Source organism: Rhizobium esperanzae (genome assembly GCF_014197615.1).
GTDB lineage: Bacteria > Pseudomonadota > Alphaproteobacteria > Rhizobiales > Rhizobiaceae > Rhizobium > Rhizobium esperanzae_A.
This window is the reverse complement of the sequence record NZ_JACIFY010000023.1, coordinates 1-25797: the sequence shown is the minus strand read 5'-3', so window position 1 is coordinate 25797 and position 25797 is coordinate 1. Positions and strand designations below refer to the sequence as shown.

Annotated in this window: 29 protein-coding genes and 1 tRNA gene; 15 read left to right on the top strand and 15 right to left on the bottom strand. The window is 61.5% G+C overall.

The genetic code is table 11. The annotated features are described in order from the left end of the window. Window positions 1-31: 31 nt before the first annotated feature. The 3 genes from GGD57_RS25310 to GGD57_RS25300 are packed head-to-tail and all read right to left on the bottom strand — an operon-like array spanning window position 32 to window position 3059. Window positions 32-1345, bottom strand: a complete 1314-nt coding sequence (locus GGD57_RS25310; RefSeq protein WP_184472963.1) for an HlyC/CorC family transporter — start codon at window positions 1343-1345, stop codon at window positions 32-34. After that, window positions 1342-2472, bottom strand: a complete 1131-nt coding sequence (gene aroB, locus GGD57_RS25305; protein ID WP_184472962.1) for a 3-dehydroquinate synthase — start codon at window positions 2470-2472, stop codon at window positions 1342-1344. Before aroB ends, GGD57_RS25310 begins: the two co-directional genes overlap by 4 nt. Next, on the bottom strand, window positions 2469-3059 hold the full coding sequence (locus tag GGD57_RS25300; protein WP_097610213.1) for a shikimate kinase: 591 nt from the start codon (window positions 3057-3059) through the stop codon (window positions 2469-2471). Before GGD57_RS25300 ends, aroB begins: the two co-directional genes overlap by 4 nt. A 148-nt stretch (window positions 3060-3207) precedes the next feature. Here GGD57_RS25300 and GGD57_RS25295 point away from each other — a divergent pair, with 148 nt between their 5' ends. The 5 genes from GGD57_RS25295 to GGD57_RS25275 all read left to right on the top strand — a co-directional run bounded on the left by GGD57_RS25295 (window position 3208) and on the right by GGD57_RS25275 (window position 7139). After that, complete coding sequence (locus tag GGD57_RS25295) at window positions 3208-3384, top strand: hypothetical protein (RefSeq protein ID WP_184472961.1); 177 nt, start codon at window positions 3208-3210, stop codon at window positions 3382-3384. A 5-nt stretch (window positions 3385-3389) separates the two neighbouring features. Beyond that, window positions 3390-4343 (top strand): site-specific tyrosine recombinase XerD, encoded by a 954-nt coding sequence (xerD, locus tag GGD57_RS25290; protein ID WP_184472960.1) that lies wholly within the window; start codon window positions 3390-3392, stop codon window positions 4341-4343. A 62-nt stretch (window positions 4344-4405) separates the two neighbouring features. After that, window positions 4406-5359 carry an acetyl-CoA carboxylase carboxyltransferase subunit alpha gene (locus tag GGD57_RS25285; RefSeq protein ID WP_097610216.1) on the top strand — a complete coding sequence of 318 codons (954 nt, stop codon included), beginning with the start codon at window positions 4406-4408 and terminating at the stop codon, window positions 5357-5359. 302 nt (window positions 5360-5661) lie between these two features. Then, window positions 5662-6909, top strand: coding sequence for a L,D-transpeptidase family protein (locus GGD57_RS25280; RefSeq protein WP_184472959.1), 1248 nt, complete (start codon window positions 5662-5664; stop codon window positions 6907-6909). Between the two features lie 5 nt (window positions 6910-6914). Next, window positions 6915-7139 carry a sulfurtransferase TusA family protein gene (locus GGD57_RS25275; protein ID WP_184472958.1) on the top strand — a complete coding sequence of 75 codons (225 nt, stop codon included), beginning with the start codon at window positions 6915-6917 and terminating at the stop codon, window positions 7137-7139. A gap of 61 nt (window positions 7140-7200) precedes the next feature. Here GGD57_RS25275 and GGD57_RS25270 read toward each other — a convergent pair whose 3' ends face one another. Together GGD57_RS25270 and GGD57_RS25265 are read right to left on the bottom strand one after the other, a co-directional pair. After that, window positions 7201-8367 (bottom strand): CobW family GTP-binding protein, encoded by a 1167-nt coding sequence (locus GGD57_RS25270; protein WP_184472957.1) that lies wholly within the window; start codon window positions 8365-8367, stop codon window positions 7201-7203. A 19-nt stretch (window positions 8368-8386) separates the two neighbouring features. Next, the gene (locus tag GGD57_RS25265) at window positions 8387-9520 is read right to left on the bottom strand and encodes a serine hydrolase (protein ID WP_184472956.1); all 1134 of its coding nucleotides are present in this window, start codon (window positions 9518-9520) and stop codon (window positions 8387-8389) included. A 171-nt stretch (window positions 9521-9691) separates the two neighbouring features. On the opposite strand from GGD57_RS25265, the gene GGD57_RS25260 reads away from it, so the two are divergent. The 7 genes from GGD57_RS25260 to GGD57_RS25230 all read left to right on the top strand — a co-directional run bounded on the left by GGD57_RS25260 (window position 9692) and on the right by GGD57_RS25230 (window position 13721). Then, complete coding sequence (locus tag GGD57_RS25260; protein ID WP_184472955.1) at window positions 9692-10855, top strand: M20 aminoacylase family protein; 1164 nt, start codon at window positions 9692-9694, stop codon at window positions 10853-10855. 54 nt (window positions 10856-10909) lie between these two features. Continuing rightward, window positions 10910-10986 (top strand) — tRNA-Arg (locus tag GGD57_RS25255). Window positions 10987-11209: 223 nt separating this feature from the next. Continuing rightward, window positions 11210-11332 (top strand): hypothetical protein, encoded by a 123-nt coding sequence (locus tag GGD57_RS29425; protein WP_281423775.1) that lies wholly within the window; start codon window positions 11210-11212, stop codon window positions 11330-11332. 111 nt (window positions 11333-11443) lie between these two features. Next, window positions 11444-12259 (top strand): NYN domain-containing protein, encoded by an 816-nt coding sequence (locus GGD57_RS25245; RefSeq protein ID WP_184472954.1) that lies wholly within the window; start codon window positions 11444-11446, stop codon window positions 12257-12259. A 152-nt stretch (window positions 12260-12411) separates the two neighbouring features. Continuing rightward, a complete protein-coding gene (locus tag GGD57_RS25240) occupies window positions 12412-12867 on the top strand; it encodes a hypothetical protein (protein WP_184472953.1) in 456 nt (151 codons plus the stop codon). A 291-nt stretch (window positions 12868-13158) separates the two neighbouring features. After that, on the top strand, window positions 13159-13404 hold the full coding sequence (locus GGD57_RS25235) for a BrnT family toxin (protein WP_184472952.1): 246 nt from the start codon (window positions 13159-13161) through the stop codon (window positions 13402-13404). Further along, complete coding sequence (locus GGD57_RS25230) at window positions 13404-13721, top strand: BrnA antitoxin family protein (RefSeq protein WP_184472951.1); 318 nt, start codon at window positions 13404-13406, stop codon at window positions 13719-13721. The genes GGD57_RS25235 and GGD57_RS25230 overlap by 1 nt, the downstream gene beginning before the upstream one ends. A gap of 96 nt (window positions 13722-13817) precedes the next feature. On the opposite strand, the gene GGD57_RS25225 is transcribed toward GGD57_RS25230, so the two are convergent. Continuing rightward, window positions 13818-14336: a DUF2937 family protein gene (locus GGD57_RS25225; RefSeq protein WP_184472950.1), complete on the bottom strand. Its 519-nt coding sequence runs from the start codon at window positions 14334-14336 to the stop codon at window positions 13818-13820. Window positions 14337-14504: 168 nt separating this feature from the next. On the opposite strand from GGD57_RS25225, the gene GGD57_RS25220 reads away from it, so the two are divergent. Together GGD57_RS25220 and GGD57_RS25215 are read left to right on the top strand one after the other, a co-directional pair. Then, window positions 14505-14765, top strand: coding sequence for a hypothetical protein (locus GGD57_RS25220; protein ID WP_184472949.1), 261 nt, complete (start codon window positions 14505-14507; stop codon window positions 14763-14765). Between the two features lie 105 nt (window positions 14766-14870). Then, window positions 14871-15023: a hypothetical protein gene (locus tag GGD57_RS25215; RefSeq protein WP_184472948.1), complete on the top strand. Its 153-nt coding sequence runs from the start codon at window positions 14871-14873 to the stop codon at window positions 15021-15023. Between the two features lie 54 nt (window positions 15024-15077). Here the strand turns inward: GGD57_RS25215 and GGD57_RS25210 are convergent, their stop codons facing one another. Further along, entirely contained in the window at window positions 15078-15368 is a 291-nt protein-coding gene (locus tag GGD57_RS25210) for a BON domain-containing protein (protein WP_184472947.1), read from the bottom strand. 74 nt (window positions 15369-15442) lie between these two features. Further along, window positions 15443-16105, bottom strand: coding sequence for a hypothetical protein (locus GGD57_RS25205; protein ID WP_184472946.1), 663 nt, complete (start codon window positions 16103-16105; stop codon window positions 15443-15445). Window positions 16106-16476: 371 nt separating this feature from the next. On the opposite strand from GGD57_RS25205, the gene dxr reads away from it, so the two are divergent. Then, complete coding sequence (gene dxr, locus GGD57_RS25200; RefSeq protein WP_184472945.1) at window positions 16477-17667, top strand: 1-deoxy-D-xylulose-5-phosphate reductoisomerase; 1191 nt, start codon at window positions 16477-16479, stop codon at window positions 17665-17667. A gap of 9 nt (window positions 17668-17676) precedes the next feature. Here dxr and GGD57_RS25195 read toward each other — a convergent pair whose 3' ends face one another. From GGD57_RS25195 to GGD57_RS25165, 7 genes are all read right to left on the bottom strand, one after another. After that, window positions 17677-18762 (bottom strand): ABC transporter ATP-binding protein, encoded by a 1086-nt coding sequence (locus GGD57_RS25195; RefSeq protein WP_184472944.1) that lies wholly within the window; start codon window positions 18760-18762, stop codon window positions 17677-17679. An 11-nt stretch (window positions 18763-18773) separates the two neighbouring features. Further along, on the bottom strand, window positions 18774-20696 hold the full coding sequence (locus GGD57_RS25190; RefSeq protein ID WP_184472943.1) for a glycoside hydrolase family 127 protein: 1923 nt from the start codon (window positions 20694-20696) through the stop codon (window positions 18774-18776). Between the two features lie 127 nt (window positions 20697-20823). Beyond that, window positions 20824-21687 (bottom strand): carbohydrate ABC transporter permease, encoded by an 864-nt coding sequence (locus tag GGD57_RS25185; RefSeq protein WP_184472942.1) that lies wholly within the window; start codon window positions 21685-21687, stop codon window positions 20824-20826. Beyond that, window positions 21684-22601 carry a carbohydrate ABC transporter permease gene (locus tag GGD57_RS25180; protein WP_184472941.1) on the bottom strand — a complete coding sequence of 306 codons (918 nt, stop codon included), beginning with the start codon at window positions 22599-22601 and terminating at the stop codon, window positions 21684-21686. The genes GGD57_RS25185 and GGD57_RS25180 overlap by 4 nt, the downstream gene beginning before the upstream one ends. 73 nt (window positions 22602-22674) lie before the next feature. Next, window positions 22675-23913 carry an ABC transporter substrate-binding protein gene (locus GGD57_RS25175; protein ID WP_184472940.1) on the bottom strand — a complete coding sequence of 413 codons (1239 nt, stop codon included), beginning with the start codon at window positions 23911-23913 and terminating at the stop codon, window positions 22675-22677. A 54-nt stretch (window positions 23914-23967) separates the two neighbouring features. Next, window positions 23968-24945, bottom strand: coding sequence for a substrate-binding domain-containing protein (locus GGD57_RS25170; RefSeq protein ID WP_184473016.1), 978 nt, complete (start codon window positions 24943-24945; stop codon window positions 23968-23970). 324 nt (window positions 24946-25269) lie between these two features. Beyond that, window positions 25270-25797 (bottom strand): aminotransferase class I/II-fold pyridoxal phosphate-dependent enzyme (locus GGD57_RS25165; protein ID WP_184472939.1); only part of this gene is annotated, 528 nt, incomplete at its 5' end.

Genomic DNA, 25797 nt, shown 5'->3' with positions numbered 1-25797 from the left:
ATAAGACCGATCGCCCGCGATCCAAGCCGGATCAGGCCGGTTTTGCGCCGTCTTCCCCGGCCGGGCGGATGCGCAGCTTGGTAATGCGGTTCTTTTCCCGCTTCATGACCACGAAACGCTTGCCATAAAAGGTGAAGGCCTGGCGCTCCTCCGGGATGATCATCGATTCATGGATGACGAGGCCGGCAATCGTCGTCGCCTCCTCGTCGGGCAGGTTCCAGTCGAGCGCCCGGTTCAGATCGCGGATCGGCACGGCGCCGTCGACGACGACCGAACCGTCGGCCTCCTGGCGCACACCCTGGATCGCGATATCGTGCTCGTCGGAAATATCGCCGACGATTTCCTCGAGAATATCCTCCAGCGTGACGATGCCCTGCACCTCGCCATATTCGTCGACGACGACGGCGAAATGCTGCTTGCGCCTGAGGAAGGCGTTGAGCTGGTCTTCAAGGTTGGTGCTGTCGGGCACGAACCACGGCTTCTGCGCGATCTTCACGATATCGAGGTTCTGCGGCTCCATGAGCGGCTCGGCAAGCGCCCGCAGCAGATCCTTGGCGTGCACGACGCCGATAATGTTGTCGATCGTGCCGCGCCACAGCGGCATGCGCGTATAGGGGCTTTCGAGGATGGCGCGCACCACCGCTTCGGGCGGATCGTCGGCGTTGATCGCCCGCATCGCCGTGCGGTGGACCATGATGTCGGAGAGTTCGAGCTCGCTGAGATCGAGCACGCCGCCGAGACGGTCGCGGTCGGCCTTCACCACCGATCCCTCGCGGTGCAAGAGGTCGACGGCGCCGCGCAATTCCTCATGCGCCGTCAGCATCGATACCTCCCGCGAGAGGTTGATGCCGAACAGCGCCAGGATCCGCCGCACGATCGCATTGACGAAGGACGAAACCGGGCCGACCACGACGACGAAGAGTTTGACCGGCAGCGCAACGGCAAGGGCGAAGCGATCGGGCGTCGAAATCGCCCAGCTTTTCGGCAGCACTTCGGCGAAGATGACCAGGATGACGGTCATCGCCAGCGTCGCGAGCGCCACGCCGGAACTGCCGAACAGCCCGAGGAACAGGCTGGTAGCGATCGAGGAGGAGAGGATATTGGCGAGATTATTGCCGATGAGCAGGGCGCCGATCAGCCGGTCGCGCCGCTCAATCAGCTGCCGGACGAGGCCGGCGCGTTCGTCGCCATTGGCCTCGAGCGTATGGATGCGGCTGCGTGAAACGGCGGTCAGAGCGGTCTCGGAGCCGGAAAAGAAGGCGGACATCAGCACGAGCGCCGTGATCGAAAGGATCTCCGGCCAATATGTCGCGAGAAATGCCAGCGCGCCTTCGATCGTCGTCAAGGATGTTTTTCCCTGAGAAAGCTGATCACTTCGGAGGCCGGAACGTCATCGGCGACGAAGGACTGGCCGATGCCGCGCGTCAGGATGAAGGTGAGCTTGCCGCTCTTGACCTTCTTGTCCTGCGCGATCGCGTCCATCAGCGTTTCGGCCGGCGGCAATTCGCCCGGAATTTCCGCCATGCGGGTCGGCAGACCGACCTCCTTCAGGTGCCGCTCGACGCGGCGCGCATCATCGGGACTTGCGAGATTCATCCGCGCGGAGAATTCATGGGCCAGCACCATGCCGATCGAAACGCCCTCGCCGTGCACGAGGCGGGAACTGTCGTAGGCGGTCGCCGCCTCAAGCGCATGGCCGAAAGTATGGCCGAGATTGAGCAGCGCCCGCTGGCCGTTCTCGCGCTCGTCGGCAACGACGACATCGGCCTTCGCCTGGCAACTGGCGGCAATCGCCTCGATGCGTGCCGACCCGCCTGCAAAAACCGCTTTCCAGTTGGCTTCCAGCCAGGCGAAAAAATCCGGCTTGTCGATCAGCCCGTATTTGGCAACCTCGGCATAACCGGCGCGGAATTCGCGCTCGCTCAGCGTATTCAGCACATCCGTATCGGCCAGAACCAGGTCAGGCTGGTGGAAGACGCCGATCAGATTCTTGCCGTGGCGGGAATTGATGCCGGTCTTGCCGCCGACGGACGAATCCACCTGCGCCAGCAGCGAGGTCGGCACCTGCACGAAACGCACGCCGCGCCTGACGATGCCGGCCGCAAATCCCGAGAGGTCGCCGATGACGCCGCCGCCGAGCGCGATAACGCAATCGTTGCGCTCGACGCGGGCTTCGAGCACCTTGTCGCAGGCCGTCATCAGATGTTCGAAGCTCTTGGTCTTTTCGCCGGCCGGCAGCACGACCTCGGCCGCGGCAATGCCCGCTTCACCAAGACTGGCGATCAGGGCCTCGAGATAGAGCGGCGCGACATTTTCGTCGGTGATCACAGCCGCCTTGCGGCCCTTGAGACGCAAGGCGATTTCGGCGCCGGTCCGCGCGACCAGCCCTGGGCCGATCAGGATGTCGTAGGCGCGCTCGCCAAGCGGCACATGCACCGTCTGGAGTGATGAGGCGGAGATTGTCGCATTCATGAGGCTGCACTTTCCTTCTGAGCTTCGATCACCGCCTTCAGCACCTCGTCGGCCATGATTTCCTTGCGCACATCGCGCGAGAGCACGGTGAGATCTGCCTGCGCATAGATCGGATAACGCGCGTTCATCAGGCTTTCGAGCGTCTGCTTCGGATTTTCGGTCTTGAGCAGCGGCCGCGTATCGCGCTTGTTCACCCGGTCCCAGAGCACGTCAAGATCGGCCTTCAGCCAGACGGAAAGGCCGCCCTTCTTGATATGCCTGCGCGTCCGCTCGTTGATGAAGGCGCCGCCGCCGGTGGAGACGACCCGTGGCCCGCTCTTCAAGAGCCGCTTCATCACCCGCGTTTCCAGCGCCCGGAACTCTTCCTCGCCATAGGCGGCGAAAAGTTCGGTGATCGTCATGCGCGACACCCGCTCGATTTCGTGATCGCTGTCGATGAAGGGAATGGCGAGCTGGCTGGCGACGATGCGGCCGACGGAGGATTTTCCCGCGCCCATCAGGCCGACGAGGATCAGATTGCGTGAACCGAGCGCAGCGCGAGCTCTGTCTTTCAGGCTGTCAGCAACGGTCAGCAGTGGTTCACTCATCGGTCCATTCACACTTTGTTTGCAAACCGTATCGACAAATGCAGATGGAGCGTCAAGTCGCGGACAAGGGAATCATGGCTTGAAGAGCGCTTCTTGCACTTGCAGATACGCTTCTTATAACAGAAGCAGAGCATGAAGGAGTTGCCGGATGCCGACCCTGTTCCGTTTTCTGTTCGTCTGCGCGATCCTCGCCGGAACGGTCTACGGAGCCATGTGGGCGCTCGTGACCTTCGTCGAGCCCGAGCCGCGCGACGTGACGATCCGCATTCCGTCCGAGCGGGTCAATCCGCCTACGACGGGCGCGATCGACCCGGCCAGGAAGTGAGCGGCATGAGAGACCTCGGTCACGTCCATGTGGAATCCTTCCTGGAGATGATGAGCGCCGAGCGCGGTGCCGCCGCCAACACGCTGCAATCCTATGAGCGCGACCTCGACGATGTCAGCGCCTTCCTGAAGGAACGCAGCATCCGGCTGACCGAAGCCGCCTCCACAGATCTCGCCGCCTATCTCGCCTCGCTCGCCCGCAAAGGGTTCAAACCCTCGTCCCAGGCGCGCCGGCTTGCCGCCATGCGGCAGTTCTACAAGTTCCTCTACGCCGAGGGCCTGAGGACCGACGACCCCACCGGCATTCTCGATGCGCCGAAAAAGGGCCGCCCGCTGCCGAAGACGATGGGGGTCGAGGACGTCGGCAAGTTGCTTTCACAGGCGGAGACCGAGGCGCAGGATGCGGCTCCGGGCCAGCTGCAGCGCCTGCGCATGCTGGCGCTCCTGGAGCTGCTCTATGCCACCGGCATGCGTGTCAGCGAACTGGTTTCGCTTCCCGCCCGCGTGCTCGACCAGGAAGGCCGTTTCCTGATGATCCGCGGCAAGGGCAACAAGGAGCGGCTGGTGCCGCTGTCGCGATCGGCGATATCGGCCCTGAAATCCTATGGGCGCCTGCTGGCGGTTGAAAATGCAGCGGTGAAGGATCCGCAGGAAAGCCCGTGGCTGTTTCCCGCCGCCTCGAAGGAGGGTTACCTGCCGCGCCAGGTGTTTGCCCGCGACCTGAAGAATCTGGCGATCCGCGCCGGGCTGACGCCGTCGATGATCTCGCCGCATGTCATGCGTCACGCCTTCGCCAGCCACCTGCTCGCCAATGGCGCCGACCTGCGTGTCGTGCAGGAACTGCTCGGCCATTCGGACATTTCGACCACACAGATCTACACGCATGTGCTGGAAGAGAGGCTGCAGCAGCTTGTCCAGACACATCACCCCCTTGCCAAACAGGCGAAAAAGCACGAATAGGACCGGCGACAAGGGGCGGAGCCAGGAAAACGCCCCGGGCACAAGGAACGGAAACGCACCTCATGCACAATTATCTCGACTTCGAAAAGCCGATCTCCGACCTCGAAGGCAAGATTATCGAGCTGAAGAAGCTCGCCACGGAAGACGAGAGCATCGACACCACCGATGAGATCGGCCGGCTCGAGGTTCGCGTCCGCGAGGCGATCGTCGAAATCTATTCCAAGCTCAATCCCTGGCAGAAGACCCAGGTCGCCCGCCATCCGCAGCGCCCGCATTTCGTCGACTACGCCAGGACGCTGTTCCAGGAATTCACGCCGCTCGCCGGCGACCGCAAATTTTCCGAGGATGCCGCGATCCAGGCGGGCCTTGCCCGCTTCCGCGGCCAGCCCGTCGCCGTCATCGGCCAGGAAAAGGGCAACGACACCAAGACCCGCCTGAAGCACAATTTCGGCAGCCCCCGGCCGGAAGGTTACCGCAAGGCGATCCGCATCCTTGAAATGGCTGATCGTTTCGGCCTGCCGGTCATTTCGCTGGTGGATACGGCAGGCGCCTATCCCGGCGTCGGCGCCGAAGAGCGCGGCCAGGCCGAGGCGATCGCCCGCTCGACTGAAATGTGCCTCGGCGTCAAGGTTCCGCTGGTATCCGTCGTCATCGGCGAAGGCGGCTCGGGCGGCGCGATTGCGATCGCCACCGGCAACAAGGTCTATATGCTCGAGCATTCGATCTACAGCGTCATCTCGCCGGAAGGGGCCGCCTCCATTCTCTGGCGTGATTCCACCCGCGCCCGCGAGGCGGCGACCAACATGAAGATCACCGCCGAGGACCTGAAATCGCTCGGCGTCATTGACGGCATCATTTCCGAGCCGCTCGGCGGCGCCCATCGCGACCCCGACAGCGTCATCGCCGCGACCGGCGACATGATTGCCAATGCGCTCGGCGAAATGGCCTCCCGTTCCGGCGAGCAGCTGCGCAACGAGCGGCGGCAGAAATTCCTCAATATCGGCCGCAACCTCTAGAACAGATGATTTCAGGCCGGATCGGCCTGAAACCTGAATCCTGTTCTCAATGAGTTCGAGCATGATGTCGCCCGAAAACCGCTGACGCTTTTGCGCAACATGCTGTAGACAACTCGAGCCTTCATCGATTGGGGCCAAATCTTGGCCACATTGATGTTATCTGTAACTTTCGCGCTTGCGGGGATGTTCAGGGCACGTCATAGGCTGGTAAGCTTTTGTAAAGTATAAACCACCTATGATTCCTTCCGATGCCCGAACTCCATAGGCGGACCGGGTCGCACAATCTTTATGGGCTAGTTTGGATGCGCATACGTCATTTTGCCTATGTTTCCCTCATGGCGCTGGCTCTGACCGGCTGCAATGATGCGTTGGAAACCGCGCAGGTCGATCTTTCCACGGTCAAGAACAAGGTCGAGCAGCCGCTTCCCCCCCACATCCTCACCGCCATGGCGGCCAAGGGCATGGACCGCAATTCGCCGATCATGATCCGCATCTTCAAGGAAGAAGGTGCCATGGAGATCTGGAAGGCGAAGGCCGACAACCGTTTCGACAAGATCGCCGATTACAAGATCTGCGCCTGGTCCGGCCGTCTCGGCCCGAAGGTCAAGACCGGCGACCGGCAGGCGCCGGAAGGTTTCTACGAGCTGACGCGCGCCAACCTGAACCCGAACTCGAAATATTATCTGGCGATCAACACCGGCTTCCCGAACCGCTACGACGCGGCGAACGGCCGCACCGGCTCCGATCTGATGATCCACGGCGCCTGCTCGTCCTCCGGCTGCTATTCGATGACCGACCAGCAGGTGCTGGAGATCTATGCCTTCGCCCGCGACGCTTTCAAGGGCGGCCAGGCGACGGTGCAGCTGCAAGCCTTCCCCTTCCGCATGACGGCGGAAAACATGGTCAAGCATCGCCTCGACTCGAGCTACGACTTCTGGAAGATGCTGAAGGTCGGCTACGACAATTTCGAAGTGACGAAACGCCCGCCCGATGTGAACGTCTGCGAGAAGAAATACGTCTTCAACCAGCAGGCAACCGATGGCGGCGCCTTCAATGCCTCCGGCAAATGCCCCGCCATGTCGACGCCGCCGGCGCTGACGGCGGCCCTTGCCAACTACGGCAAGACCTATGATGCCGACTATGCCAAGGCGATGAGCAAATTCGACGGCATGGCCTGGTACGACCCGTCCGAAGCCGAGCGCAAGGCCGTCGTCGCCAAGACGCGCAAGGGCCGCGAGCTGGCTTATGCCCCGACCGGCACCTCGCTGGAAGCCGGCCGCATGGTCAAGGTCGCCGAACTCGAAGACCTGATGGCCAAGCGCACCGCGCAGGGGCTGGCCGCCAAGACCGCGCCTGGCGCCACGCCGGCAATGCCTGCCGCGCCGCAGGCGATCTCGGCCCAGCCACAGGCAACCGCAGTCGCTGCCGCGACACCGGCGGTCGTGCCGATCCCGACACAGAACCCGCTGGCCTTTGCGGCGCCCGAACCGCAGGAAACGGCGGAAGCCGTGGCAAAGAAGCCGTTCTGGAAATTCTGGGCGCGGAACTGAACGGCTTGAACCCCGTTCTTTACGACCTTCGCGGCCTGAAATGCCCATTCCCGGTGATCAAGACGCGCAAGAAGCTTGCCGCCATGGCAAGCGGCACCGTCATTCGCGTCGACACCACCGACCCGATGGCTGTGATCGACATGCCGCATTTCTGCAATGAGGACGGCCACGAACTGGTCGAGGCCGAAAAAACCGAAGACGGCCACCGCTTCCTGATCCGCAAGGGCTAAAGCGCTTTGTTTTATGCATGTCGCTATCCCGGAACCGCTACACACTTCCGGGCCACATGCATTAAATTTTCATCCCGGGAATGGCGAGCGGGTTGTCCGACAGCGCCGCACGATCGGGCCGATCGATGCGCGGCTTGCCGAGAAAGGCGTCGAACAGATCCTTCACGAAGGCTTCCGGCAGATCCTTGGTAATCAGCACCATGCGCGTGCGCCGGTCGCTGGGGTCCGGCCAGGCGGGAAGCCGCACCGGCGGATGGAAGATGCTTTGCACGCCGTGCAGCACCAGCGGCCGTTCCGGCCGGTCGGAGACCGAAACGATCGCCTTCATTCTCAAGAGCTTCTCGCCATGGGCGGAGCGCAGGAGATCGATGAACATGTCGAGCGCCATCGGGTCGATCGGCTTCTCCTCGACGATCGAGAAAGAGCGGATAGAGGCGTCGTGACGATTGACGTCGTGCGCGTGCTGGTGCGCATGGCCGTGATGATCGTGGTGGTGGCCGTGATCATGGCCATGATGGTCATGGTCATGGTCATGACCGTGATGTGCCTCGTGCGCGTCCTCGTCCTGCAGCCAGCGGCCGACATCGGCGATCTTCGTCCCGGGATCATAGAGCCCGTTGACCAACACCGCGGCGCTGCCGGCCTCGCTGCTGTCGGCATCGATCATCGCGGCGCGCGGATTGAGCGCCCGCAGCCGCCTTTCCAGGGCATCCGTTCCAGCCCCGGCCATCGATTTTTTCGAGACGATCAGCCGGTCGGCGACCGCCGCCTGCTTGCGCGCTTCCTCGTGATTGTCGAGCGTCTGCAGCCCGTTGACCGCATCGACGACGGTCACGACGCCGTCGAGCTCGAAATTCGTGGCAATGACCGGATTGCCCATGATCGCCTGCATGACAGGGGCAGGGTCGGCAAGGCCGGTCGTTTCGATGACGACGCGTTTCACCGGCTTGACGCGGCCGGTCTGCACCGCATCCATCAGGTTGGCGAGCGTATCGACAAGTTCGCCGCGCACGGTGCAGCACAGGCAGCCGTCCGAAAGTTCGATGATGGAATCGCCGGAGCTTTCGACCAGCAGATGATCGATTCCGACATCACCGAATTCGTTGATGATGACGGCGGCATCCTTCATCGCGGCGTCTTTGAGGATGCGGTTGAGCAGCGTCGATTTGCCGGCCCCGAGAAAGCCGGTCAGGATGGTGACCGGAATCCTGTCGTTGAGCGCGCTCATGTCACTTTACCCCAGCAGTTTAGAAGGATGTCGGGCGCGGCATCGGCACCGGCACATTGGCGAGCGTTCCGGCCGCATCGCCGGCCGCTACCTTGTCCGGCTGCTGGGCCGGCTGCGGATCCTGCCCGGGAATGAGGCCGGCAAAGACGAAGCGCGGATCGTGGTCCATTTCCAGGATATAGGGCGACTGCACGCGCATGCGGCCGACCTCGTCTCGCGTTTCGCTGCGTATTTTTGCGCCCTTGGCGCTGCAGATGTCGGCGCTGATGTCGGCAACCTGGTCCTGTCCCTGCCCGTAGGGCTTCAGCGAACCCAGTGTTTCATTGCCGGGAAACTGCGTGGTAAATCCCTTCTGGAGAAGGTTTGCCGTCGCATCGGCGCGCGCCGCAAGGCTGTCGGTGCCGAGTACGACGGAGACCAGCGTGCGGCCGTTGCGTGTCGCCGAACCGATCTGGTTGAAGCCGGAGGCGCAGATGAAACCAGTCTTCATGCCGTCGGCGCCGGCAAAGCGGCCGATCAGCATATTGAGGCTGGGCACGTTCTGCTGGCCGTTGGTGAAGCCTTCAAGCGCGAAGTAACCGGCATATTGCGGAAAATCGCGGCGCAGCGCCACCGTCAGCACCGCAAGATCGCGGGCCGTCGTATACTGCCCCTTGCCCGGCAGGCCGTTCGGATTGACGAAATGCGAATCCGTCATGCCGAGCTTCAGCGCCTCGCCGTTCATCCGCGTCACGAAGCCTTCCTGCGTGCCGCCGATGGCTTCGGCCACCGCGACGGCGATGTCGTTCGCCGATTTCACCATCAGGATCTTCAGCGCGCTGTCGAGCGTCAGCTTCTGGCCCGGCTTGAAATACATCTTGGCGGCCGGCTGGGCGGCGGCGCGCTTGCTCATGACAATGGGGCTGTCGAGGCTGATCTGGCCGGCGCGGATCGCATCGAACACGGTATAGACGGTCATCAGCTTGGTCAGCGAGGCCGGATACCATTTGCGGAAGGCTTCCTCATGTTCGAGCACGCGGCCGGTCTGCACGTCGACGAGGATATGCGGATTGGCCTCAGCGAGCGGAACAGAGGCAAGGAAACCGGCAGTCGCGGCGACCACGAAACTAAACGGCCGCAAAACGGCAAACAAACGGAAGTGGCTCGTCGACACGGTTCGTCCTTCGGATATCAGGAAAATCTCGAAACCTTCCCCTATCTAGCCTATATGGCTATGACATGGCAAAGGTCATTGACTAAGTAATTTCCGAAAGCCTCATACCCCAGCTTCACACCGTCGTGATGCGATGAAAGATCGTCGGGATTTCATAACAGGAACGCGAATATGCCGATTTTGAACAGAGCCGCGGAATTGCAGGACGAAGTCGCCGAATGGCGCCGCCACATCCACGCCCGGCCCGAACTGCTTTTCGCGGTGGAAAACACGGCCGCCTTCGTCGCTGAAAAACTCAAGGAATTCGGCGTCGACGAGATCGTCACCGGCATCGGCCGTACCGGCGTCGTCGGCCTGATCAGGGGCAAGGGCGCAGGCCGCCGCACCGTCGGCCTGCGCGCCGATATGGACGCCCTGCCGCTGACAGAAATCACCGGTAAGCCCTGGGCCTCGAAGACGCCCGGCAAGATGCATGCCTGCGGCCATGACGGCCACACCGCCATGCTGCTCGGCGCGGCGAAATATCTGGCCGAAACCCGCAATTTCAACGGCAATATCGCCGTCATCTTCCAACCGGCCGAAGAAGGCGGCGGCGGCGGCAACCTGATGGTCAAGGACGGCATGATGGAGCGCTTCGAGATCGAAGAGGTCTACGGCATGCACAATCTGCCGGGCCTGCCGGTGGGCCAGTTCGCCACTCGCAAGGGCGCGATCATGGCGGCGACCGACGAATTCACCGTCACCATCAAGGGTCGCGGCGGCCACGCCGCCCAGCCGCACCGGACGATCGACCCGATCGCCATCAGCGCCCAGATCGTCGCCAACCTGCAGATGATCGCCTCGCGCACCGCCGATCCGATCAGCTCGGTCGTCGTTTCGGTGACCAAGTTCAATGCCGGTTTCGCCCATAACGTCATCCCGAACGATGCGACCTTCGCCGGCACCGTCCGCACCCTCGACCCCGAGATGCGCACGCTCGCCGAAACCCGCTTCCGCCAGATCATCGAGGGCATGGTTGCAGCCCACGGGGCCGAGGCCGACATCAGCTTCAACCGCAACTACCCCGTCACCGTCAATCACCCCGACGAGACCGAGCATGCGGTGACTGTTGCCAGCGCCATTGCCGGCGAGGCCAACGTCAATGCCGAGATCGATCCGATGATGGGCGGCGAGGATTTCTCCTATATGCTGAACGCCCGCCCCGGCGCCTTCATCTTCATCGGCAACGGCGACAGCGCCGGCCTGCACAACCCGGCCTACGACTTCAACGACGAAGCCATCGCCCACGGCATCTCCTATTGGGTCCGCCTTGCCGAACAACGCCTGGGCCTCTGACAAGAATTAAGGCTTGGCTTCGCGCCAAGCCTTTTGTATGCATGGCATGCAAGTGGTCCCGTAGCTCAGCAGGATAGAGCACCAGATTCCTAATCTGGGGGTCACGCGTTCGAATCGCGTCGGGATCACCATTTGTTTCCAGCACTTAGGTGCCTTATGGAGGCAACAAACCAGGAAGAAAGTGGCTTGGGCTAACGGAATAGAATTCTGGTCGCGCTCAATAGTGACGATTCGGATCGGCTGTGGCATTCTCCGCGACATGCCCGCACCGAAGCTTCGCCCCACCCTCGCTGAGAATCCGTACTTCTACCGTGCCCATTCGCAGATGCGACGAACCCGTGCACGATTCCCGCGATGATGAACATCCGCGAAAGCGCCATCACGACAATGGAGACGAGAGGTGTGCTTGATGCGGATATGCTCCGGCTGGGGCTGAATGATCTCGCTGAACTCTGGTGGCTGGCAACGCGGCGCTGATGTCTCGCTTCGCCGCAGAGGAACGCATTGACCGTTACTTACGGAATCGCGCCTTATCGACATCCGCCAAGGCATATTGCAAAAAGTCAGCACTGCTAGGGGACAGCTATTGTGACACGGTACCTTTTTCTTGATGGGGGATGTCTGCGCGCTCGCGTCAAGGACATTGCTCACCGCTACTGCGAAGGAGCGCCGCTCAAAATAAACTGGTGGAGCCTCTCAGCCGGCTACGAGAAGATCTTTTACTACGACGCGCTCCCGGCCCGAAAACCTAATCAGTCCGAGGAAGATTTTGAAGCTGAACGCCAGGAGGCTGAACACCTCCATGCGAAACTCGCCACCCTTGATCGCTTTCGCGTCAACGAAGGTGACACCCGTTATCGGAAGGGGCGCGGTTTGGAGCAAAAGAAGGTCGACGTAATGATCACTGTGGACATGATGATCCACACGATTCGTCGCAATATGACGGTCGCGGGTCTACTTGCGGGAGACGCTGACTTCACTCCTCTGCTAAACGCGCTCTCCAACGAGGGGATGTTTGTCACTCTTATCCATCCGCCGAAGGCTTCCAAAGATCTGCTTGCCGCTGCCGACGCTCGACGCACCCTAAGTGCGAGGCAAGTGTACGAGTGGTTAGACGCACCATCTCAGGCGCGCTTCGGATCATTTCCAACCCCATCGTATGGTAATGCTTCGCATGACGGAAACTGCCAGCACCTCTGGTCCGATGATCTGTTGGGTATCGAGGTATGGTGCGAATTAATCAACGAAACCATTTGGGCGTCTTGGCCGGCACCGGAGCGTAGCGATAGACTGAGTTTGAGGGGCGGCAATTGGGCGAACACTCAACGCGTGGCCAGCGATGATTATGGACTCCAGTTTCCAACAGAGTTGCCAGAGGCATTTAGACACCTCCAGGGCAGCTAACTCTTGGGCAAGAATTCACCCCCCAAAACGGCTTCGAAGCGCGAATTTGATTGCCCGCAGTGCGATACCGTCGTTGCCGCCTACGAGGCGGAGAAAATGCCCGACAAGGACGGCTTTGCGAGAACCTAGAGCCCGAAACGGAGGAACGACTGGTGCGGCTGAATCGGCGCTATCGCCAATACGCCACGGAGGCTCTTCGACCGAAAAAGGAGCAGATGGCTCGCCTAGCTCTTTTAGCAATCTCGATATTATTGACCAGCTACGGGCCTCCCGAGCGATGGGATCCGGTGTATTCGAACCAGGCCGCGCCAACAGCAGCCGAAAGATCAGCTGCCATCGAGTATGCACGAAAAACATACTACAATGAGCGTCAAATCAACGACGCAACCATATCGAACGCATTAACGCTAAGCGGCGGTGATCGGATCATTTGCATAAGGTTTAAGTCGAAAAACCAACTCACCGAACGCGCCAGCGTGACGACACAATCGTTGCACTATGACCAAAGATACGGGTTTGTCCTTAGTGGTTATATGCACCAGGACTACCGCTGCAATTCCAAACGGCTACAGTATTCTCCGTTCATCGAATTGGCACATCTTTTCTAAGCCGACCTGGTTGATTGGGTCGTGCTGCCGTCAATCCCCCCGACATGGGACGCAAAGTGATGCGAAGCCATCCCGACCTCTAGCTGATTCTCGTGATGAAAATTGATGATCTTAAAACAGATGACGTTCGGGTTCGACAGACTGCCCTGTTAATTTGACTGTCCTTACACCGCGGCCGCGAGGCCGGAGCAATTCAGGCTCCACTACAGTTCTCCGTTTGACATCGACAAAATCTTTTTTGTATCCACATTAAACATTGCCCTCGGCATTGAATTATTGTAGATACATTTTATGGAGATCGTGTGGGACGAACCGAAGCGGATTGCCAATATCGAGAAACATGGCCTCGATTTCGCCGATGTGACTTTCGAGTTCTTCCTGTCATCCGTTGTCGTTGCGGCCAAAGACGGGCGATCCAAGGCCATAGGCCGCCTCGCTGACGGAACGATCGTCGTGATCTTCGTAAATCTGGGCTCTGAGGCGCTGTCGATCATTTCGATGCGCCCCGCCCGCAAGGACGAAAGGAGCATGATCTGATGACGAGCAAAGCCCAAAAAATGACCGAGTTCCAGCCCGGCCGCGGCTACTCCAAGGAGGATTGGGATGCCGTTTCCGACAATCCCCTTCTGTCCAAGGAAGAGATAGCAAGAGCCAAACCCTTCAGGGAAGCGTTCCCTGACATTGCTGAAAAGATGGCGAAGACCATCGCGGCCCGAGGGCGACCCAAGCTTGATAACCCGAAGCAACCGCTGAATATCCGCCTCGATGCCGATATCATCCAGTTCTACAAAGCGACCGGCAAAGGCTGGCAGTCCAGGATGAACGATGCCTTGCGAAAGGCAGCCGGCTTATAGAGCCTTCCGCCGATCTCTCCTGCGCGCTCGATAGCCATGATCGGCGGATGGACGCAATCAACCTATGCGGACCAGCAGGCTGCGCTCGCCGCACGATCAACTCGCCTGACCAACGCCCTTCCGTCTCCGCACAATCCGCCGCGCACCCAACCCCGTTAGCGCCGTCATGACCCACCCGCCGACAAAACCAATCGCACCCCAAACCAGCCCCGCAAAGCTCACCGGCACACCCGGCACAAAATCCCGCCAGGTATTGGCGAAAACAACGTCGTCCGGCTCTCCCAGCAGCACGAAGGGTTTGGCGACGGGGGCGGCGGTGCCGAGTTTCAGTTGCTGCGACAGCAGCGTTTCGTAGCGCGTGATCGTGCTCTGCATCGAGACGCCGCGGTCGCGCAGGAAATCGTCGGAGGATTGGGCATAGGCGTTGAGCGCCTGCTGGCGATCGAGATGATGATCGGCCGCCTGGCGGCTGAAATCTTCGACGATGACGCGCAATTCGTCGACCGCGCCGCCGATGCGCTGGCGGTATTGCTGGGCAAATTCCGGCGCCTGCGAAAAGACCGTGCCGCCGGCAAGCCCGGCTGCGATGGCGATGATCCTTGCAATCGATCCCATGAGCGGTGCCTCCGGCGATCCCTGAGCGCTAACGATTGACGGCAGCAAAGGTTTCTTCCCGACACAATCGGTAACTCTATGTGATTGAACCGACAGCGCTTCCGGCGAGTTGATCCCATGACGACCAACGAGTTGCTCCTGCGAGCAACTGAGAAAGAGAGGCTTATCATGAAACAGTTCATCCTCGCCTGTACGCTCGCTGCGGCGTCCGTCTTTTCCGCAATGCCGTCGCAAGCGGCGAGCGTTACCATCACCACGGATAATCCGCGTCCCTATTACGGCGATTCCGAACGCCCCTATTATCGCCACCGTCCGTATCACCGCGACCAGTGGAGATCGCATCGCGTCTCACGTGACTGCTTCACCAAGACGGAAGAGATCCGCCGTCATGGCCGTACGATCGTCAGGGAAACCCGGGTCTGCCGATAGGCGCCATGCATGAAAAGCCCGGCCGGTCAGCCGGGTTTTTCATTTGATATGGGGATGCGGAACTTCGCCTCATCGGCCGCGTTATAGGCGCAGGGAGTGACCATCATGCGTATCAAAATGACTCTTTTGGCTGCCGCCTATGTCGCCGTCAGCGCCGTGCTGCTTGCCATCGCCTATCACCCGCAGGGCTCGGGCGCCATGCAGAAGACGGATCGCCTGGCCGGTTCGTCCTTCCTGGTCGAACGCTTCGCCGGTTGATCCCCGGTGATCCACCGGGCGCCGTCTATCGGCGCCGGGATGTTCCGATAACCGTCACGGCGAGCCCTCAGCCAAGGCTCCGCCGAGCAGGATGCGATTGTGCACCGACTGCACGCCTTCGACGGCTTTTGCGACCGCGGTTGCCCGTTCGATCTCGCCGACCGTGCCGACCGTACCGCTCAGCACCACCTGATCCTTCTCCATCGTCACCTCGACATCGGACGCATCGATGCCGCCGGCAATTGCCAGCGCATTGGCAACGGCTGCCTCGACCCTTGCGCGATTGGCGATTTCGACCTCCATTTCAGGCTCGAGCCCGTGAAATGTCTGCTCTTTGAAAACCATGATCCGTTGCTCCTTGAAACCTCGTCATAAATCTCAGGAAGAACGCCTGGCGGTGGAATTTGGTTTCAGCGCCGCTACCACTGCAGGCGATAGCGCAGATTGACGCTGCCGGCTTCGCTTGGTGAAAACGGATTGCTGACCGAGGCATCGAGGTTGAGGTTCGGCAGGATGGCCTGGCCGACAGCCACCGTCGTCGAGAAATCACCGCCGGCATTGCCGCCAGCATTGCTGATGCCTGTGCCGGCCGAAAGCGACGTTCCCGTCCAGGGATAGATCAGCTTCAGCGCCTGCGATGCCGTCACCGAGGTCTGCCTGGTATCGACCGCGTCAAACTGCACACTGATGGACCGGCTCGATTGCATGTCGAGCGAATCGGACAAGATCCAGCTGCGCGAGCGGCTGAGGGTCAGCGCGCCGCTGCCCCGCAGCGTATCGACACTGACTTTCGCGCCCCGCTGCGATTGGCCGGCCGGTGTGACGCTCGTCTTCACGATGCGGCCCCAGAGCATGGCCTGGCCGGAATCGGGCAGCAAGGCGCCGCCCTTGGTCGAGGCGAGCGCGACATCGGCGCCGGCGCTCGTTTCCCATTCCGCCGGCAGGCGAAAACCCATCGTCGCCTTGTAGGAGCGGTCGGAGAGCTTTGCCGGCGACCAGATCAGCAGATCATCCGCCCTCGCAGCAGCAGCGAGCGGCGGCAGGATAGCGAAAAACATGCATGTAGTTTTGAATATCGTCATGACATAAGAACCGGAGCGACAGCGCATGTAAGCGCTCATAGCGAACGCGATGGGATCACGGCCAAGCCGCGATGGGGATCACGGCCAAGCCCGCGATAGGGATCACGGCCAAGCCGCTCATCCCGGTTTCATCTTCGATTTATTGTTTGGCCTAAGGCCTGTTCCTGACGGGCGCCGCAGCGCCCGAATTGCTCATGCCGGTGTGACCGGCCGCGGGAATCTCGATTCCTCGAGCAATGCTGCAAGGATCGCCTCCAGCCGCCCCGATGTAAACCCCTCGACGGCGGAAATCTGCTGCACCGCACACTTGCCGCCCCCTCCAAAGCCTAGTAGAGCCAGAGCCTACGAGAGAAATTTTCGCGAAATTCCACATGATGACCGGCAAAAGCGCGCCGCGGCGCCTCAGCATCTTCGGTTCGACGGGTTCGATCGGCCAGAATACACTCAATGTCGTCGATCACCTGGGCGGACGGGAGAACTTCGAAATCTCCGTGCTGACCGGCAACGGCAATGTCGAATTGCTGGCCCGGCAGGCGAGATCATCCGGCGCGCGGCTGGCGGTGACGGCAAACGACCGGCATTACGAATCGCTGAAGAGCGAGCTTTCCGGCAGCGGCATTGCGGTTGCCTCGGGAAAATCCGGCCTGATGGAAGCCGCCGACCGCGAGGCCGACTGGGTGATGGCGGCAATCGTCGGCACCGCCGGTCTCGCGCCGACGCTTGCCGCGGCACGCCGCGGCGCCGATATCGCCCTTGCCAACAAGGAATGCCTGGTCTCGGCAGGCGATCTCTTCATCAAGGCGATCCACCAAGGCGGCGGCAGGCTGCTTCCGGTCGACAGCGAGCACAATGCGATTTTCCAGGTGCTGGAGGAAAACCAGCGCCACGCCATCGAGCGCGTCATCCTGACGGCGTCGGGCGGCCCCTTCCGCACCGCCTCGCTCAAGGAGATGGCCGATGTGACGGTGGAAACCGCGCGTGCGCACCCGAACTGGTCAATGGGATTGAAGATCTCAATCGACAGCGCCTCGATGTTCAACAAGGCGCTGGAGATGATCGAAGCCCGGCATCTGTTCGGCCTGACGCCAGAACAGATCGAAGTCATCATCCATCCGCAATCGATCATCCATTCGATGGTCGGTTATACCGATGGCTCGGTGCTGGCCCAGCTCGGCGCCCCCGACATGCGCACGGCGATCGGTTATGCGCTGTCCTTTCCGCGCCGGCCGAACCTGCCGATCGAGCGGCTGGATTTCGCCAGGCTCGCCCGGCTGGATTTCGAGGCGCCGGACGAGGCGCGCTTTCCGGCCCTCAGGCTGGCGCGGCTGGCAATGACGCGCGGCGGCGTTCAGGGCGCGGTGCTGAACGGCGCCAAGGAAGTGGCGCTCGAAGCCTTCATCGAAGGGCGTCTGCCCTTCCTCGCCATGGCCGAGATCACCGAGCGGGTCATGGACGATCTGGCCGGCCTGCCGCCGGCCACCACCATGGACGACGTCTTTGCCACCGACAGGCAGGCGCGGCAAAGAGCTGGTGATCTCATGAACCTGGCAATCGCCGGCTGAAGGCTGAAATCACCTAAGCCGGTTGCCGGCTTCGTCGAACAATCGGCAATCGGCCGCTTCAAACAGCAGGCCGATCTCTTCGCCGGCCGCAATGCCGACCGGCGAACGATGCTCGACGGTGAGCGACTGGCCATCGGCAAGCTGGCAATAGAGATATTGCGTTCCGCCGAGATATTCCGAAAAATCGACCCTGGCGGTCAGCCTGCCTGATAGGTCGGATGCCACTTTCAGATGCTCCGGCCGCAGACCGAGCGTGACCGCGGCCCCCACCGGCCTGTCTGCCGCCGGCAGGCCGCTTTCGATGCGCCGGCCGGCGACTTCCACCAGCCCTCCTTCGCTCCATCGGACATTCAGCAGGTTCATCCGCGGCGAGCCGATGAAACCCGCCACGAAAGTATTGGCGGGATCCTCGTAGATCTGCCGCGGCGTTCCGGCCTGCTCGACCCGGCCGTCGCGCAGCACGACGATCTTGTCGGCGAGCGTCATCGCCTCGGTCTGGTCGTGGGTGACATAGATCATCGTATTGCCGAGCTCGCGATGCAGGCGGGCGATCTCGATGCGCATCGAAACGCGCAGTTCCGCATCGAGATTGGACAGCGGTTCGTCGAACAGGAAGACATCGGGCTTGCGCACGATCGCCCGGCCGATCGCCACACGCTGACGCTGGCCGCCGGAAAGCTGGCCCGGCCGCCGGTCGAGAAGATGATCGATCTTCAGGATGGCGGACGCGGCCTTCACCCGCGTCTCGATCTCGGCGGCATGGGTGCGCGCCATCTTCAGCCCGAAAGCCAGGTTGTCGCGCACGCTCATATGCGGATAGAGCGCATAGGACTGGAAAACCATGGCGATGCCGCGCTCGGACGGATCGAGATCGGTGACCATTCGTCCCTTGATCTCGACCTCGCCGTCGGTCACGTCTTCGAGGCCGGCGATCATGCGAAGCAGCGTCGATTTTCCGCAGCCGGACGGGCCGACGAAGACGACGAACTCGCCTTCCTCGATCGTCAGGTCGATGCCGTGAACCACCTGCAGATTGCCATAGCTTTTTCGCACGTCCTGGAGCACGACGCTCTTGTTAGCCATACCGTTCGTCATCCCCAAACGACCTACTTGTCCGACTGGACCCAGACGAGCATCTCTCCGGGTGCGCGGTTATCCCAGAGATGATAGGGCACGAAACGCGCCGTGGCGACCTGCCTTTCGGCCGGCGCCTTGCGATAAAGCGGCGCGCCCCAGTTCGACGTCTCCTCGCGCTCGACCTTGAGATCGAGGGCGACGGCATCGTTGAGGTCCTTCAGCACGACGGTTTCGGCCGCCGGCAGCTCGCGCGGCAGGACGATGGCATTGAGATCCTGGCCATTGTCCGTCGTTTCGACGCAATAGACCAGCGGACCGCGCATCAAGGCGACGCGGCCGGCATCCTGGCGCACCTTCGGATTGGCATATTGCGGGCGAAGCGAAAGCGGCAGGAAAAGATCGACACGATCGCCGTCGGCCCATTGCCGATCGATCCTGGCATATCCGTCACGGGTCGCAGTGCCGAGATCGAGCTTTTCGCCGTTGACGCTGAGGGTGGCGCCCTCCGCCCAATCGGGAATGCGCAGCGACAGCGCGAATTTTGCCGGCTTCTCCAGCCTGGTGGTGAAGGCGACCGCACCGTCCCACGGATAGTTGGTCGCCTGCTGGAGTTCGACCGCAGCGCCGTTGGCAAGCTTCAGCCGGGTGGTGCTCTCGCCATAGAGATGCACGGCGATTTCATCGTCGGCAACGGCATACATATAGGAGCCGATCGAGGTCACCAGCCGGGCGATATTAGGCGGGCAGCAGGGGCAATGATGCCATTTCCAGCGGTGATGTTTGCCGGCACTTTCCAGCGGATTGTCGTAGAAGAAGGTCTTGCCGTCGGTGGAAAGGCCGGGCAGCGCGCCGTTATAAAGCGCCTGCTCCATGATGTCGGCGTAGCGCCGGTCCGGCCCGCGCCCGAGCATGCGGCTTGCCCAGAAGACCAGGCCGACGGAGGCGCAGGTTTCGGCATAGGCCGTATCGTTGGGCAGGTCGTAATAGTCGGTGAAACCTTCGTTGGAAGCGGCCGGGCCGATGCCGCCGGTGATGTACATCTGCTTGGTGGTCAAGTCGTCCCAGAGCGTTTCCAGCGCCGCCGTCAGGCTGTCGTCCTTATATTCGGTGGCGATGTCGGCCATGCCGGAATAGAGGTACATGGCGCGCACGGCGTGGCCGACGACCTTCGTCTGCTCGCGCACCGGCTGATGCGCCTGGCCGTATTCATAGGTCTTCTGATGGAAGTCGGCAGCGCTCCGGCCATCGCGAGCGGCTTCCGCCGTGAAGAAATGCGGCTCGGTGCCGCGCTCGTCGATGAAGTATTTCGAAAGATCGAGATATTTCTTCTCGCCGGTGACGCGGGCGAGCTTGACCAGCGCCAGCTCGATTTCCTCATGGCCGCAATAGCCCGATATCTGGCCTTCGCCATGGCCGAAGATCCTGATCATGTAATCGGCAAAGCGGCACATGATATCGAGCAGCTTGCGCTTGCCGGTCGCCTGGTAATAGGCGACCGCAGCCTCCATCAGATGGCCGGCGCAATAGAGCTCGTGATGGTCGCGCAGGTTGGTCCAGCGGCGGCTCGGCTCGACGCGCTGGAACCAGGCATTGAGATAACCGTCCTTATCCTGCAGTCTCTCATACATGTCGATGATTTCGTCGGCGCGCGCCTCCAGCTTCGGATTCGGCCGGCGGTAGAGCGAATAGGCGATGGTCTCGATCGACTTGCCGAGATCGGAATCCCAGAACATCTGCGTGGTGCCGCCCCAGGGCTGAATCGGAATGACGACGCCGGGGCTTGGCTGGTCGACGTCGATCGCCTTCAGCATGCCGGCCTCGACGCAGCGATCGAGCAGGGTTTCGGCGGTGGAATTGCAGACGGCGTCCTGCCATTTGCCCCAGAAGCCGCCGAGCTCAACATCGGGAACGGCGACGGGACGAAACTGGCGGTCGTTGCTTGATTTGGTCATGGGCTCTACCTTGAGCATGATGCCGAAAAGTGTGAGCGGTTTTCGGACGACATCATGCTCTAACTATTTAATTTAGAACAGGATTCAGATTTTAGGCCGACGGCCTGAAATCATCCTGTTCTTGGGATCATTTCACCGCGCCGGCCATCAGCCCGCGCATGTAGTAGCGTTGCAGGAGCAGGAAGACGATCAGGCAGGGGATCGTCATGACGACGACACCGGCCTGCACCGCTCCCCAGTTGATGGCGCCGAGGCGTCCGGCGCGAACCGCCGTCATCAGCACCGGCAAAGTGTATTTCTCGTTGCTGGAGAGCAGCACGAGGGCGGCCAGAAACTCGTTCCAGGCATTGAGGAAGGCAAAGATCGCCACCGTCGCCACGCCCGGAAGCACCAGCGGCAGCAGCACGCGCGCCAGCAGCTTGAGGTCGCGTGCGCCGTCGATGCGCGCGGCTTCCTCGATTTCCTTCGGCACCGCATCGAAGGCGTTGCGCATCATGAAGACCGAGAAGGGCAGCTGCAGCGTCACATAGACGAGCGTCAGCCCGAGCAGCGAATTGTTGAGGCCGAGTTTTGCCAGGATGATGAAGAGCGGCGTCAGGATCGACTGGAACGGGATCATCAGCGTGGCGATGATCAGCACGAAGAGCGCATTCTTCATCGGGAAGCGATAGCGCGAGAAGCCGTAGCCGGCGAGCAGGCTGACGGCAACGGTCAGCACCGCCGTGGCGACCGAAACGAACAGCGAATTGATCATATGCCGCCAGATGCCGGCGCCGAACGTATCGAGCAGCGCATAGGCATCGAAGCTGACGCCCGAGCTCGGCCATGGCGGCAGAGGTGGGAGGCTCGCCTCCGCACCCGGCCGGAAGGAAGCGAGCAGCGTGATCGCGAAGGGGGCGAGAAAGAAGATCGAGATGGCGATGCCGGTGAGATGATAGGCCGACTTCACACGGAGCGCCTTGCGGGCGCGGCGTTGCCTTGAGGTGCTCATGGACGCTCCTCCCCGACGCGCAGCAGCCAGAGCTGCACGATGCTGATGGCCATCAGGATGGCGAGAAGCACGATCGAGAGTGCGGCGCCATAACCGAGATTGAACGACACGAAGGACTGGTTGAAGATGTAGTAGACCACCGAGATCATCTTGTTCTGCGGTCCGCCCGCCGTCATGATGTAGAACTGGTCGAAGGCGAGGATCGAGCCGGTGACCGAGACGATCAGCGCCAGCGCAATCGTCTTGCGCATCAGCGGCAGCGTCAGATGCCGGAAACGCTGCCAGCGGCCGGCGCCGTCGATGCGCGCCGCCTCCGTCAGCTCGGAGGGGATGGCCTGCAGCCCGGTCAAAAGAATGATCATGGTGAAGCCGGCGATCTTCCAGACGACCATCACCACGACGGTCAGGAAGGCGGTGTCGAAGGTAGCCAGCAGGTTGGGGCTCTTTTCCACAAGACCGAGCGCTTTCAGGGCCGGGCCGATGAAGCCGCTGTCGACATTGGCAAGCCAGACCCAGAGCAGCGAGGCGGTCGCCAGTCCGACCACGACCGGCAGGAAGATGATGGTGCGGTAGGTGCTGACGAACTGCCGTTCCTTCTCGACGAAAATGGCCAGCGGAAAGGCGACGGCGAAGATCGCGATGGTGACGATCACGGTATAATAGGCGGTGAAATTCAGCGCCGTCATGAAACGGGTGTCGTTGACCATGCGGTAATAATTGTTGAGGCCGATCCAGCGCGACGCGCCCATCAGCGGCCAGTTGTGCAGGCTCATCCATCCGGTGAAGATCACCGGCATGACGAAGAAGACGATGACCAGCGCCATGGCAGGCGCGATATAGGCAAGGCCGCGCCAGTTCGATTGGCGCCGTCGCCTGCGCCGAGGCAATAGGGTCTCTGAACCGGAACCGGTCATCAAACGCTCCGCATCTGTCAATTGAAATTGGCCGGGAAGCTGCCACCGCTCCCCGGCCGCGGCCCTGGGAGAGTTATTGGCCGCTATCGATGATCGATTGCATTTCCGACTGGGCGCTGGAGAACGCACCGTCGACATCGTCGCCGAAGATCGCGGCGTTGGTAAAGGTTGCCCACGGGCCGTTGGCGCTGTTGATCAGGTCGTTGAACTGCAGCGTATAGGGTGTCTTGGCGACGCTGATCGCCTTGAGGCCGACCTGCATGCGGGGGTCGAGACCTTCCAGCACCTTGTCGGCGATATCGCCGCGGGTCGGCAGGCTGCCGTATTTCGCCATGATCTTCTGGCCGTCCATCGAATAGATATATTCGAGGAACTCCTTCACCGCGTCGATCTTCTTGGTGCCCTTGGTGATGACGAAATTATCGCCGCCGGCAAAGGACGACGGCTTGCCGTCGACGCCCGGAATGAGGGTGACGCCGAAGTTGATGTCGGGATGCTGGGTCACCAGCGTGCCGATCGCAAAGGCGCCGAGGCTCTGCTGGCCGATCTTGCCGTTGGTAAACGTCAGGAAGTTGGCGCCGTTGTCGCTGGCCGCACCCGCCGGCACCAGGTCCTTCTTGACCATGTTGCGGTAGATATCGACGGCCTTGCGCATCTGAGGCGTATCGAGCGTCGCTTTCTTGCTGTCGGCCGACAGGATATCGGCGCCCGCACCCCAGGTGAGCGGGGTGAAGGTGAAGATCATGCAGCCGCCGCAACCGCCGCCGGAGAAATAGAAGCCGTAGGTATCGTCACCGAGAGCCCGGATCTTCTCGGCATTGGCGGTGATTTCGTCCCAGTTGGCCGGCGCCTTTTCCGGGTCGAGGCCGGCCTTCTTGTAGAGATCCTTGTTCCAGGCGAAGACCGATGTCTCGACGGAAAGCGGCAGGCCATAGATCTTGTCCTGATAGGTGCCGAGGCGGACATGCGACGGCGACAGCGAGTTGAAATAGGGCAGCGACTTTGCCCAGTCCGTCAGGTCTTCCAGCTGGCCGGCCGCGGCAAAGGCGGGGTTGTAGATCAGGTCCATCGACAGCGCGTCGGGCGCCTGTCCGCCGGCAATCGCCGTCGCATATTTCTGCACCAGCTCGGAGAACGGCACTTCGGTCATCACGACCTTGTTCTCATGGCTCGAATTGTAGGATTCGACCACCTTCTTGAAGGCGTCGCCGATGCCGGAGCGAACCCACATTTCGACATTTTCAGCCGCCGATGCGGCCGAAAACAGACATAGGGTAGCGATGCTGGTCGCCGCCAATAGACGCTTGATCATGATACTCCTCCCGATATGGCGCATCTCCCTGCGCCCTTGCTCATTTCCTGGTTCTCATTCCTTGGGGGCATTGCCCCCGCATGATTGCCGGACGATCAGCCGGCACGGCAATTTCCGGACACCCGGCTCGACGGGCCGTCCTTCCGCAAGCGCCAGCACCGTCAATCCGGCTTGGCGCCCGAGCTCCTTCAACTCCATATCCACCGTCGTCAGCGGCGGCCGTGTCTGGGCCGCGACAATCTCCCAATTGTCGAAGCCGATCACCGAAACGTCCCGCGGCACCTTGACGCCGCGCTCACGCAGCCCGTCCACCGCGCCGCGGGCGATCTGGTCGTTGCCGCAGAAGAGCGCGTCCGGCTTTTCTCCCGGCCTCTTCCAGAGCTGTTCGACCGCCTCATGGCCCCAGCTTTCCGACCAGACGCCGTAAAGCACCGGCTCGCGATGGCCTGCCACCTCATGATAGGCGCCGGCCCTTTCGCGCACCGAGAAGAACTCCTCCGGCCCGGTGATATGCGCGATGCGCCGTCGCCCGGCCTTGACGAGCCATTCCACCGCCAGTCGCGCACCCTGTTCGTCGTCCGAACGGAAGGTAACGCTGTTCTGCGTCCCCTCGGTGAAGGCGTAGACGACAGGCACATGCAAATTCGACAGGTCGACCGGCAGGCGCCTGTCCAGGCGCTTTCCCGTGGCGATGATGCCGTCGACCTGCTTGTCCAGCATCGCATCGACATGGATCTGGGCGAGCGCCGGATCGTCTTCGATGGCGCACAGGAAAACCGAAACCCCGTGATCGACCAGCGCATCCGAAATACCCGCCATCACAGGCAGCGTGAAACGGCCGTACGTGTCGTTGGTCAGCAGCCCGATGGTGAAGCTGCGTTTGCTGAGAAGCCCTCTCGCCAGCGCATTCGGCCGATATCCGATTTCGCCGGCGATCCGCTTCACCCGCTCGCGGGTTTCCGCCCCCATCCGGCCGGTGTCGTTGAGCGCCTTCGACGCCGTCGAAATGCTCACCCCGGCAGCCGACGCCACCTCATGGATGGTGATCCTGCCTCTTTTTCCTCCCGATATGTTCAGAACGTCCTCCTTCTGAAGTGGCTTGAGAAAAGCTTTTACCAACCTCACTGTCAAGTGAGAAAAGGTTTTCTCATGCAATTCGAAAGATGGAGGGAGGTGCGGGCACGACGAGGACGGTGCGCAGGGAAAGAACGGGCACAGCTGCTCACAGCGGTGCCGAATACGCTTGGGGGCGATCAGGGATTGTGGTGGGAACTTGCGTGCGCAAAAGCGAGCGCGAATCAGAACCTCCGGCGGAGGTCCCGATTCGCGGTTTGAACCCGGGCGATCATTGAAAGATCAGGCGACATGCCTTGCGAGCGCACAGCGCGACCAGAGCGAATGCAGCGCCTCGACCAGATGGGCGATATCGGCGTCGGAATGCAGCGGCGTCGGCGTGATGCGCAGCCGCTCGGTCTTCTTCGGCACTGTGGGATAGTTGATCGGCTGGACATAGACGCCGCAATTGTCGAGCAAGAGGTCGGAGATCCACTTGCACTTGGCCGCATCGCCGACCAGCACCGGCACGATATGGCTCGGATTGGGCATATGCGGAATGCCGTTCTGGTCGAGCAGCGAGCGCAGCTTGCGGACGCGATCCTGATGGCGGGCGCGCTCGAACTGGCTGACCTTCAGGTGCTGGATCGAGGCGACCGCACCGGCGGCAAGCGCCGGCGGCAGCGCCGTGGTGAAGATGAAGCCGGAAGCGAACGAACGGATGAAATCGCAAAGCGCCGTCGACGCGGCGATATAACCGCCCATGACGCCAAAGGCCTTGCCGAGCGTGCCCTCGATCACGGTCAGCCGGTCCATCAGCCCTTCGCGCTC